Origin of the sequence: Nocardiopsis flavescens (assembly GCF_900141985.1) — a bacterium.
GTDB classification, from domain to species: domain Bacteria; phylum Actinomycetota; class Actinomycetes; order Streptosporangiales; family Streptosporangiaceae; genus Nocardiopsis; species Nocardiopsis flavescens.
The window spans coordinates 23,236-39,001 of the sequence record NZ_FQZK01000018.1 but is presented as its reverse complement, the minus strand read 5'-3'; the positions used below and the strand labels follow the sequence as shown (position 1 = coordinate 39,001).

At 74.3% G+C, this 15,766-nt stretch carries 15 protein-coding genes and 1 tRNA gene; 5 read left to right on the top strand and 11 right to left on the bottom strand.

Annotation, left to right across the window (positions count from 1 at the left end):
* Positions 1-51: 51 nt before the first annotated feature.
* On the bottom strand, positions 52-1,767 hold the full coding sequence (locus BUE45_RS23610) for a MinD/ParA family ATP-binding protein (protein WP_073381766.1): 1,716 nt from the start codon (positions 1,765-1,767) through the stop codon (positions 52-54).
* Between the two features lie 176 nt (positions 1,768-1,943).
* On the opposite strand from BUE45_RS23610, the gene BUE45_RS23605 reads away from it, so the two are divergent.
* On the top strand, positions 1,944-2,918 hold the full coding sequence (locus tag BUE45_RS23605; protein ID WP_073381764.1) for an NAD(P)H-quinone oxidoreductase: 975 nt from the start codon (positions 1,944-1,946) through the stop codon (positions 2,916-2,918).
* Between the two features lie 34 nt (positions 2,919-2,952).
* Positions 2,953-3,486: a bacterial proteasome activator family protein gene (locus tag BUE45_RS23600; RefSeq protein WP_073381763.1), complete on the top strand. Its 534-nt coding sequence runs from the start codon at positions 2,953-2,955 to the stop codon at positions 3,484-3,486.
* 115 nt (positions 3,487-3,601) lie between these two features.
* Here BUE45_RS23600 and serS read toward each other — a convergent pair whose 3' ends face one another.
* Entirely contained in the window at positions 3,602-4,864 is a 1,263-nt protein-coding gene (gene serS / locus BUE45_RS23595; protein ID WP_073381761.1) for a serine--tRNA ligase, read from the bottom strand.
* 120 nt (positions 4,865-4,984) lie between these two features.
* Between serS and BUE45_RS23590 the strand changes: the two genes are divergently transcribed.
* Positions 4,985-5,164, top strand: a complete 180-nt coding sequence (locus tag BUE45_RS23590) for a hypothetical protein (RefSeq protein WP_073381760.1) — start codon at positions 4,985-4,987, stop codon at positions 5,162-5,164.
* A gap of 37 nt (positions 5,165-5,201) precedes the next feature.
* Here BUE45_RS23590 and pheA read toward each other — a convergent pair whose 3' ends face one another.
* The 7 genes from pheA to BUE45_RS23555 all read right to left on the bottom strand — a co-directional run bounded on the left by pheA (position 5,202) and on the right by BUE45_RS23555 (position 11,439).
* Positions 5,202-6,149, bottom strand: a complete 948-nt coding sequence (gene pheA / locus BUE45_RS23585; RefSeq protein WP_073381758.1) for a prephenate dehydratase — start codon at positions 6,147-6,149, stop codon at positions 5,202-5,204.
* A gap of 37 nt (positions 6,150-6,186) precedes the next feature.
* On the bottom strand, positions 6,187-6,870 hold the full coding sequence (locus BUE45_RS31415; RefSeq protein ID WP_084737727.1) for a DUF4446 family protein: 684 nt from the start codon (positions 6,868-6,870) through the stop codon (positions 6,187-6,189).
* An 84-nt stretch (positions 6,871-6,954) separates the two neighbouring features.
* Entirely contained in the window at positions 6,955-7,758 is an 804-nt protein-coding gene (locus BUE45_RS23575; RefSeq protein ID WP_073381756.1) for a glycosyltransferase family 2 protein, read from the bottom strand.
* Between the two features lie 7 nt (positions 7,759-7,765).
* Positions 7,766-8,122 (bottom strand): STAS domain-containing protein, encoded by a 357-nt coding sequence (locus tag BUE45_RS23570; protein WP_178378629.1) that lies wholly within the window; start codon positions 8,120-8,122, stop codon positions 7,766-7,768.
* A gap of 109 nt (positions 8,123-8,231) precedes the next feature.
* Positions 8,232-8,861: an ATP-binding protein gene (locus BUE45_RS23565; RefSeq protein ID WP_073381755.1), complete on the bottom strand. Its 630-nt coding sequence runs from the start codon at positions 8,859-8,861 to the stop codon at positions 8,232-8,234.
* A 123-nt stretch (positions 8,862-8,984) separates the two neighbouring features.
* A complete protein-coding gene (locus tag BUE45_RS23560; protein ID WP_073381753.1) occupies positions 8,985-11,033 on the bottom strand; it encodes a sensor histidine kinase in 2,049 nt (682 codons plus the stop codon).
* Between the two features lie 76 nt (positions 11,034-11,109).
* Positions 11,110-11,439, bottom strand: coding sequence for a rhodanese-like domain-containing protein (locus tag BUE45_RS23555; RefSeq protein ID WP_073381752.1), 330 nt, complete (start codon positions 11,437-11,439; stop codon positions 11,110-11,112).
* A gap of 93 nt (positions 11,440-11,532) precedes the next feature.
* On the opposite strand from BUE45_RS23555, the gene BUE45_RS23550 reads away from it, so the two are divergent.
* Positions 11,533-12,078, top strand: coding sequence for an SSI family serine proteinase inhibitor (locus BUE45_RS23550; protein WP_073381750.1), 546 nt, complete (start codon positions 11,533-11,535; stop codon positions 12,076-12,078).
* An 83-nt stretch (positions 12,079-12,161) separates the two neighbouring features.
* On the opposite strand, the gene BUE45_RS23545 is transcribed toward BUE45_RS23550, so the two are convergent.
* Positions 12,162-12,776, bottom strand: a complete 615-nt coding sequence (locus BUE45_RS23545) for a TenA family protein (RefSeq protein WP_073381748.1) — start codon at positions 12,774-12,776, stop codon at positions 12,162-12,164.
* A 270-nt stretch (positions 12,777-13,046) separates the two neighbouring features.
* Between BUE45_RS23545 and BUE45_RS23540 the strand changes: the two genes are divergently transcribed.
* The gene (locus tag BUE45_RS23540; RefSeq protein ID WP_073381747.1) at positions 13,047-15,428 is read left to right on the top strand and encodes a beta-xylosidase/alpha-l-arabinosidase; all 2,382 of its coding nucleotides are present in this window, start codon (positions 13,047-13,049) and stop codon (positions 15,426-15,428) included.
* Between the two features lie 190 nt (positions 15,429-15,618).
* Here BUE45_RS23540 and BUE45_RS23535 read toward each other — a convergent pair.
* Positions 15,619-15,701, bottom strand: a tRNA-Leu gene (locus BUE45_RS23535).
* Positions 15,702-15,766 lie beyond the last annotated feature (65 nt).

Genomic DNA, 15,766 nt, shown 5'->3' with positions numbered 1-15,766 from the left:
CCCCTCTCGCCGCCGTCCATTGTCCGCGAGGGGCCGTCGGCGCGGAATCCGTCACCGGTGGCGGCCGAACCCCTCCCCGACGGTGGCGGCGAGCCTCAGGTAGGCGTCGCGGGTGGCGGGGGCGAGCCGTTCGAGGTCCACCTCGGCGCCCTCCTCCAGGTGGCCGTCCCAGGGCACGCGGACCACGGTGCGGCAGCGGGAGGCGAAGTGGCCCTCCAGCCGGTCTAGGTCGACGCTGCTCTTGCTGTCGGAGCGCACCATGGACAACACGACCACCGCGTCGCGCACCAGCCCCTCGTGTCCGTGCGCCTCCAGCCAGTCGAGGGTGGCACTGGCGCTGCGCGCGCCGTCCACGGACGCGGAACTCACCAGGACGATCTGGTCGGCCAGGCCCAGGACGCCGCGCATGGCGGCGTGCAGGAGGCCGGTGCCGCAGTCGGTGATGCAGATGGAGTAGAAGTGCTCGACGATCCGGGCGACCTCCCGGTAGTCCTCGTCGCCGAAGGCCTCCGACACGGCGGGGTCGCGGTCGGAGGCGAGGATCTCCAGGCGGCTGGGCGCCTGGGAGGTGAACCCGCGGATGTCGGCGTAGCGGGCCACGAGGTGGCGCTCGTTGAGGAGGTCGCGGATGGTCGCGGCGGTCTCCAGCCGCACCTTGTCGGAGAGGGTCCCCCGGTCGGGGTTGGCGTCCACGGCCAGCACCCGGTCGCCGCGCAGGGAGGCCAGCGTGGCGCCCAGGGCGACCGTGGTGGTGGTCTTGCCGACCCCGCCCTTGAGGCTGAGGACGGCGACCCGGTGGTGGCCGGTCGCGACGGGGGTGCAGGCGCGGGCGACGAGTTCGCGCCGGCGCAGCACCTTGGGGGACTCGCCGGGGTTGACCAGCCCCAGGGTGGCGGTGTGCACGGCGCGCCGCCAGCCGCCGGTGGGGCCCTGGTGCCGGTTGCGGACCAGGGTGGCGGCGTTGAGGGAGTCGGAGGTCTGCCGTTCGCCGCTCACCCCCGGGGTCTGCGGGACCGGCGGGACCATCGGTGTCGACGGGGTCTGCGGTGCCGGCGGCGGCCCGGACCGCGGGAGGGCCGGCGCGGGCTCCGCGGGGGCCCACGCGGCCGGGGGCCGCGGCGGCGTCCTCGGGGCGGACGGCTCGGTCGGCGCGGGCGGCTCCTCCTCGGAGGCGGTCCCCGGCTCCAGCGGCGGCAGCTGCTCGGGTTCGGGGACGTCGGCGTCGCGGCGCAGGTCGCGGGGGGCCAGGGGGTCGGCCTCCCCCTCGGCCTCCGGCCGTCCCGGGCGGCGCGCCGGGCGGCCGGGGCGCTCGCGCAACCGCAGCGGCCTCGGCAGCAGCCGGACGGTGTCCGGGCTCACCTCGTCCTCGCCGTCGTCACCGTCCTCGGCACCGGGGCCCTCGTCCCCGCCGTCCTCGGCGCCGTTGCCGGCGTCGGCGTCGGCGCGCGCACCGGTGGGCCCGTCCTCCTCCGGCTCCCCGTCGTCCGCGTCGCCGGTGTCCGCCGCCCCGGGGGGCGCGGGGGCCGGGGGAGCGGCCGGGGTCATCGGGGTGTCCAGCGGGATGGGGGAGGCATAGGGCGGCGGCGGTGGCGCGTCGCCGCCGAACCACTGCTCCCGGGGCGAGGGGGCGGCCGGCACGCGCGAGGCGAGGTCGGTGACGGCGGCCCCGGCCTCCCCGGGTCCGTCCTGCGCGCTCAGCCACGGGGTCGCGTCCGGCTCCTGGCCCTCGGAGGCCGCGCCCGTCCCGTTCTGATCCTGGTGTGACACCGAGTTCTCCTGCGTGAAGGGGGTGTACTGCGGAGAGAGGGGTACCCCGCCGGGGAGCGGGGGTCGCTCCCTGGGTTCACTCTTACCCGCGGCGGCCCGCCGATGCATCCCTTCTCGCCCCCCGAACACGATCCTCTTCGAAGTCCGTCCCCCCGCGGGGGGATACGGTCGGTCCCATGCACGCGATCCGTATCACCGAACCGGGCGGACCCGAGGTCCTGGCCTGGTCACAGGTCCCCGATCCCGTTCCCGGCGAAGGGGAGGTCCTCGTCGAGGTGGCCGCCACCGCGGTCAACCGCGCCGACGTCGCCCAGCGCCAGGGCGCCTATCCGCCGCCGCCGGGGGCGTCCGAGTACCCGGGGCTGGAGTGCTCGGGCACGGTCCTGGAGCTGGGGCCGGGCACCGGGGGCTCGGGCTGGGCGGTGGGCGACCGGGTCTGCGCCCTGCTGTCCGGCGGCGGCTACGCCGAGAAGGTCGCCGTGCCGGTCGGCCAACTGCTGCCGGTCCCCGCCGGGGTTGGCCTGGCCGAGGCGGCGGCCCTGCCCGAGGTCGCCTGCACGGTGTGGTCGAACCTGGTGATGGTGGGCGGCCTGGGCCGGGGCGACACCGTGCTGCTGCACGGCGGCGGCAGCGGCATCGGCACCTTCGCCATCCAGTTCGCCCGCGCCCTGGGCGCCCGGGTGGCCGTCACCGCGGGCAGCGCGGAGAAGCTGGCCGCCTGCCGGGAGCTGGGGGCGGAGATCACCATCGACTACCGCACCGAGGACTTCGCCGCCCGGATGCGCGAGGCCGGGGGCGCCGACCTGGTCCTCGACATCATCGGCGGCTCCTACCTGGACGCCAACCTGCGCTCCCTGGCCACCGGCGGCCGCCTGGTGATCATCGGGCTGATGGGCGGCCGCTCCGGCGAGGCCGACCTGGGCCGTATGCTCGCCAAGCGCCTCTCCGTCCACGCCACGACCCTCCGCGCGCGCCCCCCGGCCGAGAAGTCGGCCATCGTCGCGGGAGTACTGGAGCAGGTATGGCCGTTGGTAGAACAAGGAGCCATCCGCCCCGTCGTGGACCGCGTCCTGCCGATGCGGAACGCGGCGGAGGCGCACGACGTCATGGAATCGAGCGCGCACACCGGCAAGATCCTGCTCACCCGCTGACGGGCGCGGTCGACGACATTCGGTAAGGGGACATATGAGCACTACGGACGATCCGAACGAGCAGCCCCAGGTCCTGGTCGTGGGAGTGGACCAGCACGGGGACGGGGAGGGGAGCGAGGAGCCCCGCACCCTCGCGGACATGGTGGAGCAGCCCGCCAAGGTGATGCGGATCGGCAGCATGATCCGCCAGCTCCTGGAGGAGGTCAAGGCCGCTCCGCTCGACGAGGCGAGCCGCACCCGCCTCAAGGAGATCCACACCTCCTCCATCAAGGAGCTGGAGGACGGGCTGGCGCCGGAGCTGATAGACGAGCTGGACCGCCTCACCCTGCCGTTCGCCGACGGCAGCGCCCCCAGCGAGGCCGAGCTGCGCATCGCGCAGGCCCAGCTGGTGGGCTGGCTGGAGGGCCTCTTCCACGGCATCCAGACCACCCTGTTCGCCCAGCAGATGGCGGCCCGCGCCCAGCTGGAGAACATGCGCAAGGCCCTGCCCCCGGGCGTCGCGGGACTCCAGGCCCAGCCGGGCCAGGTCCCGGGCCGCGAGGACAACGTCTCCGGCCCCTACCTGTAGGCGCACCGGAGCACACCGCCCCGCACGCGCAGGAGCCCGCCCCCTCATCCTCGGGGACGGGCTCCTCGTGTTCTCGCGCGGGCCCGGCGGCCCGCCGGGCGCGGTCCGGGCCGCCCTAGCCGACCGGCTCCAGGACGTCGCGGCCCAGGTAGGGGCGCAGCGCCTCGGGGACCACGACCGAGCCGTCCTCCCGCTGGTGGTTCTCCAGGATCGCGACGATCCACCGGGTGGTGCCCAGCGTGCCGTTGAGGGTGGCGGCGAAGCGCGGCTTGCCGTCCTCCCCCCGGAAGCGCACGTTGAGGCGGCGGGCCTGGAACTCGGTGCAGTTGGAGGTGGAGGTCAGCTCGCGGTAGGTCTCCTGGGTGGGGACCCACGCCTCGCAGTCGTACTTGCGGGCGGCGCTGGTGCCCAGGTCGCCCGCGGCGATGTCGACGACCCTGTAGGGCAGCTCCAGCTTGTCGAGCATCTCCCGCTCCCAGGCGAGCAGCCGCAGGTGCTCCTCGTGGGCGTCGTCGGGGTGGGTGTAGACGAACATCTCCACCTTGTTGAACTGGTGCACCCGGATGATGCCGCGGGTGTCCTTGCCGTAGGAGCCGGCCTCCCGGCGGAAGCACGGCGACCATCCGATGTACCGGTTGGGCAGTGCGTCGGCGGGCAGGATCTCGCCGGCGTGGTACCCCGCCAGCGGCACCTCGGAGGTGCCCACGAGGTAGAGGTCGTCGGCGGGCAGCCGGTACACCTCGTCCGCGTGGGAGCCCAGGAAGCCGGTGCCCTCCATGGTCTCGGGCTTGACCAGCACGGGCGGGATCATCGGGGTGAACCCGGCGGCGACGGCCTGGTTCATGGCCATGTTGAGCAGCGCCAGCTCCAGCTGGGCGCCGACCCCGGTGAGGAAGTAGAAGCGCGCGCCGGACACCTTGGCGCCGCGCTCCATGTCGATGGCTCCGAGCTTCTCGCCCAGCTCCAGGTGGTCGCGCGGGGTGAAGTCGAAGGTGCGCGGAACGCCGACGGTCTCGATGACCTTGAAGTCGTCCACGCCGCCCTCGGGGGCGCCCTCCTCCACGAGGTTGGGCACGCCGGCCACGGCCCGGTCGAGCTCGGCGGCGAGGCGGTCGGCCTCGGCCTCGGCGGCCTTGACGTCGGCGGCCAGCGCCTTGGCCCGGACCAGGAGGGTCTCGCGCTCCTCCGGGGACGCCTTGGAGACCGACTTGCCCATGCTCTTCTGCTCGGACCGCAGGGTCTCGAAGCGGGTGAGCGCGGAGCGCCGCTCGGAGTCGAGTCCGAGCAGCCGGTCGGCGACGGAGGGGTCCTCCCCGCGGGCCAGCTGCGAGGCGCGGAGTCGGTCGGGGTCTTCTCGGAGAGCGCGAAGGTCGATCACGTCTTGCAGGTTACCGCCCGGTCCCGCCCGCGCCGACATCTTTTCCCGGTTCGCGTCATGAACGCGCTGTCACCGCGTCATCACGACGAGACATCACCGGCTTCCGGGGAGGGGACGGCAGTGAAACCGTTGCGCGAGATGACCACCGAGGAGCTGAGCGCCGCGTTGGAGGCGCTGGACACCGAAAGGCCCCGCGACACGGCGCTGCGGCTGGCGCTCTACCTGGAGCTGCGCCGGGCGGCGGCGGAGGAGTGGGTGTTCGAGGCCGGGGAGGGGCAAGAAGGCGGACCGGACACCTGAGCCCGGGTCCGGTCTCGGCTGCGCGGCGCCGCCCGGGTCAGTCGACGCCGCCGGAGCGGATGCGGGCCAGCCACCGCTCCGACTCGGCGTAGTCGGCCTCGGTGGCGGGCCGGGGGCTCAGCGGCGGGTCGAGCTCGGTGGCCCGGCCGCTGCGCGGGTAGCTGCCCAGGAAGCGCACGTCGCGGCAGACCCGGCGCAGCCCCATGAGCGCCTCGCCCACACGGGCGTCGGCGACGTGCCCCTCGGCGTCGATGCAGAAGCAGTAGCTGCCCAGCTTGTCGCCGGTGGGCCGCGACTCCAGCCGGGTCAGGTTGACCCCGCGCACCGCGAACTGGGTGAGGACCTCGATGAGCGCGCCCGGGTGGTCGTCGGCGATGAACGCGACCACCGACGTCAGGTCGGCCCCCGTCGGCGCGGGCGGGCGCCCGGGACGGGAGAGGTAGATGAACCGGGTGGCGGCGTCGGCGCGGTCGCCCACCCCGGTCGCCAGCGCGCGCAGCCCGTAGCGCTCCCCCGCGATGACGGCGCAGATCGCGGCGTCGTAGGACGCCCCGGGCTCGGACACGGCGCGGGCGGCGGCGGCCGTGGAGGAGACGGTGTGCGTCTCCGCGTCGGGCAGGTGCCGGGCCAGCCAGCCCCGGCACTGGGCCAGGGCGTGCGGGTGGGTGGCCACCGTCTTGACGTCGTTCAGCGTGACACCGGGCCGGGCGAACAGCGCGAACTCCACCGGGACGGCGGTCTCGCCGGTGATGGCCAGGGGCTCGCCGCCGATGAGCTCGGCGATGGTGGAGGTGACACCGCCCTCCACCGAGTTCTCCAGCGGTACGACGCCGCCCTCGACCGCCCCGGTGCGGACGGCGTCGAAGACCGCGGCGACCCCCTCGCAGGGGATGCGCGCGGTGTCGGTCGCGTCGGGGCGCAGGGCCCGCAGGGCGGCCTCGGTGAAGGTGCCCTCGGGGCCGAGGTAGGCGTAACGGTCAGGCATGGTGTTCAGGCTATACGCCGCCGGGAGGCTGGGGCGGTCACTCCGCTCCGCCGCGCGGCGCGGGCGCCGTGCGGGGCGGGGTCCGCAGCCGGGTCCGGGCGGCGCCGGAGTCCGCGGCCAGCACCGCCTCCTCCGGCTCCTCCGGCTCCTCCGGGCCGATCTCCGGCACCCACACCGTCCCGGACGGCCCGGCCGGCTCCTCCCGCTCGGGCCGCGGCCCCGGGCCGGCCGGCGGGGCCTGCGGGTCGGGGACGACGGTGACCGGGACCTCGGCGTCCCCGGCGACCACCGGTCCGCTGACCCTCGGCGCGCGCACGGTCGTGCCGATCCCCTCGCCCAGCCGGGCGGCCCGCACGACGCGGTACTCCTCGGGGCTGAGCAGGGTCCCGGACTCGCCGCGCACCACCGCCTTGGCGTAGGTGCGCGACTCGGTGCGGCCGTTGATGGACGTGAGGACCACCCCGTCGCCGTCGCCGTTGAGCAGGGCGAGGGAGAAGGAGCGCGCCCCGGACATCTCCTCCAGGGCGTCGTAGTGGAGCACCGCCATGTCGCGCACGGCGAGCGGATCGGCGGCGCCGACCTGTGCGGAGGCGGCGGCGCGCTGGGCGAGGACACGGGTGTCGGCGTCGATGTCGCGGGCCCTGGCCAGCGCGTACCCGCCCAGGGCGAGTCCGCCCAGACCCGTGAGCACGCCCGTGACGGCCAGGATCATGGTGAACATTGTGTGAGCGTAGCGACACCGAGAGCACCCGTGGTGTCACTATCGGCGATTTTTGCCGGGAACGTGCTCTACCCGACCCAGGAATTAGCCTCGGCGGCGGCCCGGCGCCCTGTCTCGGGCGCCGGACAGGGCGCGGCGCACGGTGGGGCGCAGCTCGCGGGTGGTGAGCGCCCGCAGCACGTCCACGAACTGGTGCGCGCGGTGCAGCTGGGCGCGCAGGTCGGTGCCGGTGGCCCGGTGCTCCAGCGGCACCTCCACCTCGACCACCCGCAGCCCGGCCCTGAGCACGTCGATGGTCAGGCCGGTCTCCACCCCGAACCCCGGGGCCAGCGGGCGCGCGGCCTCGAACGCGGCGCGGGTGATGCAGCGCTGCCCGTTGAGGGGCTGCTCCGGCTCCCAGCCGGTCGCCCGGCGCACGCCGCCGCGGGCCAGGCGCACCACGAACCCCTGGCCCCCCAGGCGCAGCCGGGTGGCCGGGAACAGCGCGATGGCCATGTCGGCCTTGCCCTCGGCGACCGGCTCCAGCAGGGGGGCGGCGCCGGCGGCGGTCGACTCCAGGTCCGCGTCGAGGAACAGCAGGTGCCGGGCCGGGCGGATCCCGTCGGCGCCCTCCTCGTGCTCCTCGATGAGCCGGACGCCCTCGGCACCCGTCTCCATCGCGGCGCCCTTGCCCCGGTTGCGGCTGTGCCGGAGCACCCGGGCCCCGGCCTCCAGGGCCACCTCCGAGGTGCGGTCCGCCGACCCGTCGTCGACGACGACGATCAGGTCCACCCCGGGCAGCGCGCGGGCCGCGGCCACGGTGCGGCCGACCCGCGCCTCCTCGTCCTTGGCGGCGATCACCACGGCGATCCCCGCCGCCTCGGGCCCGTCACCCCTCCTCGGTGCCATCGGGGCCCTAGGGGGCGGTTCCGGTCCCCGCGGCCACCGGCAGGGCGTCGGTGTCGGGGTGGATGACGAACACCTCGTGCAGGCCGGTGACTTCGAGGACCTTCCTGACCGCCTGCCTGGGCGCCACCAGTTCGAGGTCGCCGCCCTTGTCCCGGGAGCGCTTCATCGCCGAGAGCAGGACGCTGATGCCGGTCGAGTCGCAGAACTCGGTCGACGACATGTCGATGACCAGCCGGCGGGCCCCCTCGTCCAGGGCCGTGATCAGCTCGTCGCGCAACCGGGGTGCCGTGTACAGGTCGATCTCGCCTCCGACGGTTACCACCGCGAGGTCATCTTGAGATCGGCTCGATATCTTCAACTCCACAGTCGTGACTGTAGCGGCCCGGTCCGGACCGGGCCACCTCGTTGACGGTGTTTCGCGACATCGGTCACGATCCCCCCGGGGACCGGGCGACGGGCCGGTGCCTCGCAGGTCAGAGCAGTGCGCCGCGGGCGCGCCCCCCGTCGTGGAGGGTGAAGGGCAGGGACACCACGGGGCCGCCGCCGCGCGGGTCGCGGGCCCGGCCGGGCGGGCGGCCGGCGGGGGCGGCCGGGTCGGACGCGGCGCCCTCGCCCTGTGCGGCGGGGCCCGCCGCCTCGGGGGGCAGGTCCAGCACGGCCCAGACGGTGGTGGTGGTCGCGTCCATCTCGGTGCCCCAGCGCCCGGCGAGGTGCTGGACGATCCCCAGTCCGCGCCCGCCCAGTCCGGAGGCGCCCGGGTCGGCCACCCGGGGCATGGTGGTGGAGCCGCCGTCGCGGACGGAGATCTCCAGCCAGCCGCCGGGGGCGGCGTCCACCTCGGCCCGCCAGGCGACACCGACGCTGTTGGCCGGGTTGGCGGGGGTGGGCAGGGGGCTGGCGTGGCGCAGCGCGTTGCTGACCAGTTCGCTGATGATGAGAACGGCCTCGTCGATGCGGCCCTCGGCCACGCCCACGGCGCGCAGGTCGTCGCTCAGGCGGCGGCGCGCGTCCATGACACTGGTGGGGACGTAGGGGAGGGTGACGTGCCGTTCGACCTTGCTCGGGTCGTCCCCGGTGTCGAACGGGGTGTGATCTCCTGCCACGGCTTTCGTCCCTGCGCGTTCGTGCTCTCGTGCGGTCCGGAACCCGCCCGTTGTGTGACGGCGAATTCCGCCAGGGGTGGAAATGCCCCGATCACCTCGAACGGAAACCAACGCCCGGGTGAATCAGCGGGACCGCCCGGCCCTGGGGCGCGTGGATCGCTGCCGTGGCAGGGGATCGGGGCCTGCTGAGATTTTCGGTGTCTCCTGGGGCGCGGGTGGCCCCTGGGGCGTGCTCCGCCCGGTCACCCCGACCCGGACCGCGGCCACCCCGGGCGGTTCGACGACCGACCCGCCGCCCCCGCCCCCGCCGGGGCCGGCGTCCCCGCCCCGGTGCAGGGGCAGGGTGAAGCACATGCGGGTGCCGCGCTCCAGCCTGCGCGCCGTGACGTCCCCGCCCTGGTCCTGGGCGAGCTTGCGCACGATGTACAACCCCAGCCCCAGGCCGCCGAAGCGCCGGCGGTCGCCGCGCACCCCGCCCTGGAAGAAGCGGTCGAACACCCGCTCCTCGTCGCCGGGCCGCAGCCCGGGGCCGTCGTCGTCCACGGAGACGGCGAGGGAGTCGCCCTCCACCGCCACCGTGACGTGGACCGTGCCGCCCTCGGGGGAGAACTTGATGGAGTTGTCCAGCAGCTGGTCCATGATGATGCCGGTGGCCAGCGGGTCGGCGAAGACCGTGGGCAGGTCGTCGGTGGCGCTCAGCACCACGTCGTGCCGGTCCGACAGGGACTTGAAGGTCATCACGGCCTGGCGCAGCACCCGGGCCAGCTCGAACGGCACGGGGTTGACGTCCAGCTCGCCGCGGGAGGCGTCGGAGCCCAGGCTGAGCCGCTCGACCAACAGCGTCAGCGCCGTGGACCGGTCGACGATGTTGCCCACCGCCTCCCGCTGGGCCTGCGAGCTCATCCGCGACCACTTGCGGATCAGCGTGGTCGCGAACCCGTGGATGGCGGTGATGGGGGTGCGCAGCTCGTGGCCGGTGGTGGCCAGGAACGCCTCGCGCTCGTCCTCCATGGCCTTCTGGGCGGTGATGTCGCGGAAGTCGACCACCCATTCGTGGGTGCGGGGGATCCGCGCCATGAGGATCTCCAGCCAGCGCCCGTCCTTGAGCCGGTGCTTGACGGGGCGGCCGTGGCAGGCGGGGATCGGGAACGGCGGGTGGCGGCCCTCCACCACCTCGGCCGGGTAGCCGGTGAGCTCCACGGCCGAGCGGTTCCACTTGCGGACCCGGCCGCCGAAGTCCAGCACGGCGATGCCGTCGGCGCTGGAGTCGGCGACCGCCTTCTCGTGCACCCGCTGGTGGTTGAGCTCCTCGTAGGCCATGGCGTTGCCGATGGCCACCCCCGCGTGGGCGGCCAGCAGCTCCAGGAGTTCGAGTTCGACGTGGCCGACCCGGCGCTGGCTGTAGAGCGCGTACAGGGCCCCGTAGGGGCGGCCGTGCACGTTGGACACGCACAGGGCGATGGTGTGCAGCCCCGGCAGGTCGGCCCAGACCAGGTCCTGGAGGCCGCGGGTGTCCTCGTTGGCGAGCAGCACGGACTTGCCGCTGCGCAGCAGCTCGCCGAACAGGCTGGTCTCCAGCGGGGCGCTGTAGCCCTGGAGCTCGTGGGAGAGCCGGGTGATGCTCACCAGCTCCACCCGGTCCTCGTTGAGCAGGACGAAGCCCCCGGCGTCCGCCCCGGTCAGCTCGGTGATGGCGCTGGAGATGCGGTCGAGGACCGACTGCAGGCTCAGGTCGGCGTTGATGTCGACGACGACGTCGGTGAGGCGGCGCACCAGGCGGGCGCGCTCCATGGCGGCGGCGTGCGCCAGCTCCTCGCTGTCCGTGGGGTAGAGGGTGAGCACCCAGCCGGCGTGCGCATCGCCGTCCCCGGGCAGGGCGGCGGTGCTGATCCGCACGTCGACCGGGGTGCCGTCGTTGCGCATGCGGCGGGTGTGGATGGTGAGGGCCGGCCCGGAGCGCACCTGTTCGAGCACCGCGCCGTGTTCGGCCTTCAACTCGGCGGGGACGATCGGCAGCGCGGCGCCGAGCACCTCGCGGGCCCGCCAGCCGAACAGGCGTTCGGCCGCCGGGTTCCACAGGAACACCCGGAGATCGCTGTCGAGACCGACGACCGCGTCCGCCGAGGAGGCCAGAACGGCTGCGGCGCTGAGGGGCGCGCGCTCGGAACTCACGACGTCATAGTGCCACCCGGGGGCACCGCGGGGCAGGCCTTTCGGCAATCCGATCGCATTCCGGGCCTGATGCGACTCAGATCACCCTCGGCTCCGCGTCCGTGTCGGCCGCCATGTCCAGTCCGGCGCCGTGCCAGGACTGCATGCCGCCCGCGACGTTGACCGTCGTCCACCCGGCGTTGTTGAGGGCGGCGACGGCCTGGCCCGAGCGCCCGCCGGCCCGGCAGACCACGTACACCTCGCGGTCCCGCGGGACCTCCCCGGCACGGGCGTTGAGCTCCCCGAGCGGGATGTGCACGGCCGCGGGGGCGTGGCCCGCGGCCCACTCGTCGTTCTCGCGCACGTCGAGCAGGTACCCGTCCGCGGGAACCTCGGTGGCGTTGACCTCGGGAACGTTGGCGAACATCCATGACCCCCATGTAGATCCGTTTCCTCCGGAGTCCTCCGGAGAATTCTCGGGCGGAGGGAACCGTGTGTGACGCGGCGGCGTCCAAGCGTCATGGCTCAGCACACCTTCGCGACGGCCCTGCCGACCCGCCTCGCCGCGCTCGCAGCCCTCGGCCTGCTCCTGACGGCCTGCGGCAACGAGCCCACCGAGGTGGGTGCCCCGGCACCCGGATCCGACGAATCCAGTTCCTCAGCCCCCGACCAGGACGCCCCCTCCGCGGAGGAGGGTACCGAATCCCCCGGGGAGGCGCCCGGCGGCGACTCCACCACCGAACTGACCATCGAGCGCTCCCTCGACGACGACGAGGGCCTGACCCCCGAATCCGGCTTCGAGGAGGGGACGTGGACGCTCACCTGCGACCCCGCGGGCGGCGACCACCCCGACCCGGAGGCGGCCTGCGCCCGGATCGCGGAGGTCGGGACCGAACCGTTCCTGCTCGACACCACCGACATGATGTGCACGATGCAGGTCGGCGGCCCCGAGGTGGTCCGGGTGACCGGCCGCATCGGGGACACCGAGATCGACACCGAGTTCAACAAGCGCAACGGCTGCGAGATCGAGCGCTTCGCCGAGGCGGGGGCGGTGATCACCCCCTGACCGGGCGCTCCTGAAAGACCGCGCGGGGGCGCGGGCCCGACGGCCCGCGCCCCCGCCGCGTGTCCCGGGCCCGGGAGGGGCGGCTACCCCGTGAAGGGCGTGTCCCAGAAGGCGAGTTCGTGGCGCATCCCCTCGCGGAAGAACCGCTCGGCGCGCTCCGGGTCGGGGCCGGCCTCCTCCAGCATCCGCCCGTACCTCTCGGTGAGCGCGGTGAAGCCGGGATCGGCGTAGGTGTCCACCCAGCGGCGGTAGCGCGGCTCGTCCGGCCGGTCGGCCGCCAGGGCGATCCCCAGCCGGTTGTAGCCCCACATGCAGGGGTAGACGGCGGCGAGGCCGTCGCGGTAGTCGGCGGCGGCCTCCACGATCCAGGCGGTGTAGGCGGCGCAGGCCGGGCCCTTCTCGCGGGTGGTGAGGTCGGCGCCGAACTCCCCGGACAGGGAGCGGTGCAGTGCGAGCTCCTCCGTGAGGGTGCTGTGCGCGATGCCCACCAGGTCGGCGAGGTGGCCGTCGGGGGCCTGCCAGGCGAGCCGGGAGAAGGCACGGGCGTAGTCGAGCAGGTAGAGGTGGTCCTGCTCCAGCCAGTAGCGGAAGGCGCGGTCGTCGAGGTCGCCGCGGGCGATGCCCGCGACGGTCGGGTGCGCGAGCTGTTCGGCGACCATCGGCCGCCCGATCTCGTGAAGGCGTTCGGTGATTCCCACGCCCGCAGTGTGGCATCCGCCCGGTTCCGACCGGTCGGGCACCCCTGCCGCCAGGGGGTTTCGAAAATTTCGGTACTCGCTCGCGGCACAGCTTCGGGGACCATGCCACACATACCGTGATGAACAGGTATTTTTCTCCAGCTTCACCCTCCGCCTGTGATTCACCTCTCTTCTCTCCTTGACCCGACTGCCCACCGAACGTACATTCTCGTTCCATTGGTTTCGATAAAACTTCCGAAAGTTTCTGTACCGCGGAAAGGGCAGCCTCCGATGACCCCACCCCCCGAACCCCTGGACGGCGCCTGGCGGGACACCTCCCTGTCCGACGGAGAGCGGGTCGACCACCTGCTCGCCGCCATGACCCTGGAGGAGAAGGCCGCCCAGCTCAACGGCGTCTGGGTGAGCGCCGACGCCTCCGGCGCCCCGGTCGCCCCGCACCAGCACGACCCCTCCCGCGAGCCCCTGGCCTGGGAGGAGGTCATCGAGAACGGCCTGGGACAGCTCACCCGCCCCTTCGGCACCGCCCCGGTGGAGCCGGACGCGGGCCGGGCCTCCCTCGCCCTCAGCCAGCGCGCGGTCATGGCCGCCAACCGGTTCGGCATCCCCGCCATCGCCCACGAGGAGTGCCTGACCGGCCTCGCCGCCTGGCGGGCCACCATCCACCCGGTCCCGCCCGCCTGGGGCGCCGCCTTCGACCCCGGCCTCGTCGAGCGCATGGCCGCGAACATCGGCGAGACCATGCGCCTGCTCGGCGTCCACCAGGGGCTGGCCCCCGTCCTCGACGTCGCCCGCGACCTGCGCTGGGGCCGCGTCGAGGAGACCATCGGCGAGGACCCCTACCTGGTGTCCACCATCGGCGCCGCCTACGTGCGGGGACTCCAGTCCGCCGGGGTGATCGCCACCCTCAAGCACTTCGCCGGGTACTCCGCCTCCCGGGCCGGGCGCAACCACGCCCCGGTCTCCATCGGCCCCCGCGAGCTCGCCGACGTCGTCCTCCCCCCGTTCGAGGCCGCCGTGCGCGAGGGCGCCCGCTCCGTCATGCACGCCTACAACGACAACGACGGCGTCCCCGCCGCCGCCGACCGCGGACTGCTCACGGAGCTGCTGCGCGACCGGTGGGGGTTCGAGGGCACCGTCGTCTCCGACTACTTCGGCGTCACCTTCCTGCACACGCTCCAGCGGGTGGCCGCCGACCCCGGCCGGGCGGGGGTCCTCGCCCTGGAGGCCGGCGTGGACGTCGAGCTGCCCGACCCGCACTGCTACGGCGACCGGCTCACCGCCCTGGTCCGCTCCGGGGAGCTGGACGCCGCCCCGCTGGAGCGCGCCGCCCGCCGCGTGCTGCTGCACAAGTGCGCCCTGGGCATGCTGGACCCCGGCTGGTCGCCCGACCCGGACGGCTCCCCCGTCGACCTCGACCCCGCCGCGCACCGCGCTCTCGCCCGCACCTTGGCCGAGCGCTCCATCGTCCTGCTCGACAACCCGCGCGAGGCCCTGCCGCTGGCCGCCCCGCGCACGCTGGCGCTGGTCGGCCCGCTCGCCGACACCCCCGACGCCATGTTCGGCTGCTACACCTTCCCCGCCCACGTGGGGCGCAGCCACCCCGGGACCGCACTGGGCGTGCGGGTCCCCACCGTGTACGAGGCGCTGCGCGACGAGCTTCCCGCCACCCGGATCGTCCACGAGCCGGGGTGCACCGTGGACGGCGCCGAAACCAACGGGTTCGGCGCCGCCGTGGCCGCCGCCCGGGGGGCCGAGGTGTGCGTGGTGGTGCTCGGCGACCGCTCCGACCTGTTCGGCCGCGGCACCTCCGGCGAGGGCTGCGACGCCGAGGACCTGCGCCTGCCGGGCGTCCAGCAGGAGCTGTGGGAGGCCCTCGTGGCCACCGGGACCCCCGTCGTCGCCGTGCTGGTCACCGGCCGGCCCTACGCCCTGGACGCGGTCGCCGACGCCTCGGCCGCGGTCGTGCAGGCGTTCATGCCCGGGGAGGAGGGCGCCTCCGCCATCGCCGGGGTGCTGTCCGGCCGCGTCGACCCGGGGGGACGGCTGCCGCTCTCCGTCCCGCGCTCCCCCGGCGGCCAGCCCGCCACCTACCTGGGCGCCCCCCTGGCCCGGCGCAGCGAGGTCAGCTCGGTGGACCCGACCCCGCGGCACCCCTTCGGCCACGGCCTGTCCTACACCTGCTTCTCCTGGGAGGACCCGCGGGCGGGCGGCCGTCCCGCCGACGGCTCCCCGGTGCCCGTCCCCACGGACGGAGAGGTGACCGTGGGCTGCACCGTCCGCAACACCGGCCACCTGCCCGGATCCGAGGTGGTCCAGGTGTACCTGCACGACCCGGTGGCGCGGGTGGCCCTGCCGGTGCGGCGCCTGGTGGGGTACGCGCGGATCGACCTGGAGCCGGGGGAGGCGCGCGCCGTCGACTTCACCGTCCACGCCGACCAGTCCTCCTACACCGGCCCGGACGGCGTCCGCGCGGTCGACCCGGGACTGCTGGAGCTGTCACTGGCGGCGTCGGCGGAGGACCTGCGTCACACCTTCACCGTGGACCTGAGGGGTCCCGCCCGGACCGTCGACCACACCCGCCGCCTGACCGCCTCGGTGCGGCTGGACCCGGTGGACGGGCAGGTCGCCGCGCACGGCGGTCCCGGCCGCTGAGGGCGTGGGAGGGCGCGCGCACGGGAAGGAAGGGAGAAGGCACGGCGGAGAGGGGAGAGGGTGTCCGGTGGAGGCGGGCACCGCCCGTGGCCGGGAACGGCCACCGGGCTCCGGGAGCGGTCCGACCGGCGGTTTCCGGACAAAGCAGAACCCGGTGACGATCGTCTTACGATCTCCACCGGGTATCTTGTGGGCGAGGAGGGATTTGAACCCTCACATCCTTTCGGACACACGGACCTGAACCGTGCGCGTCTACCGTTCCGCCACCCGCCCGAGTGACATGCATTCAGTTGTGTTGCCAGGTGGTCCGGGCTTTTCGTCCCGTTTTCCCTGGCGAC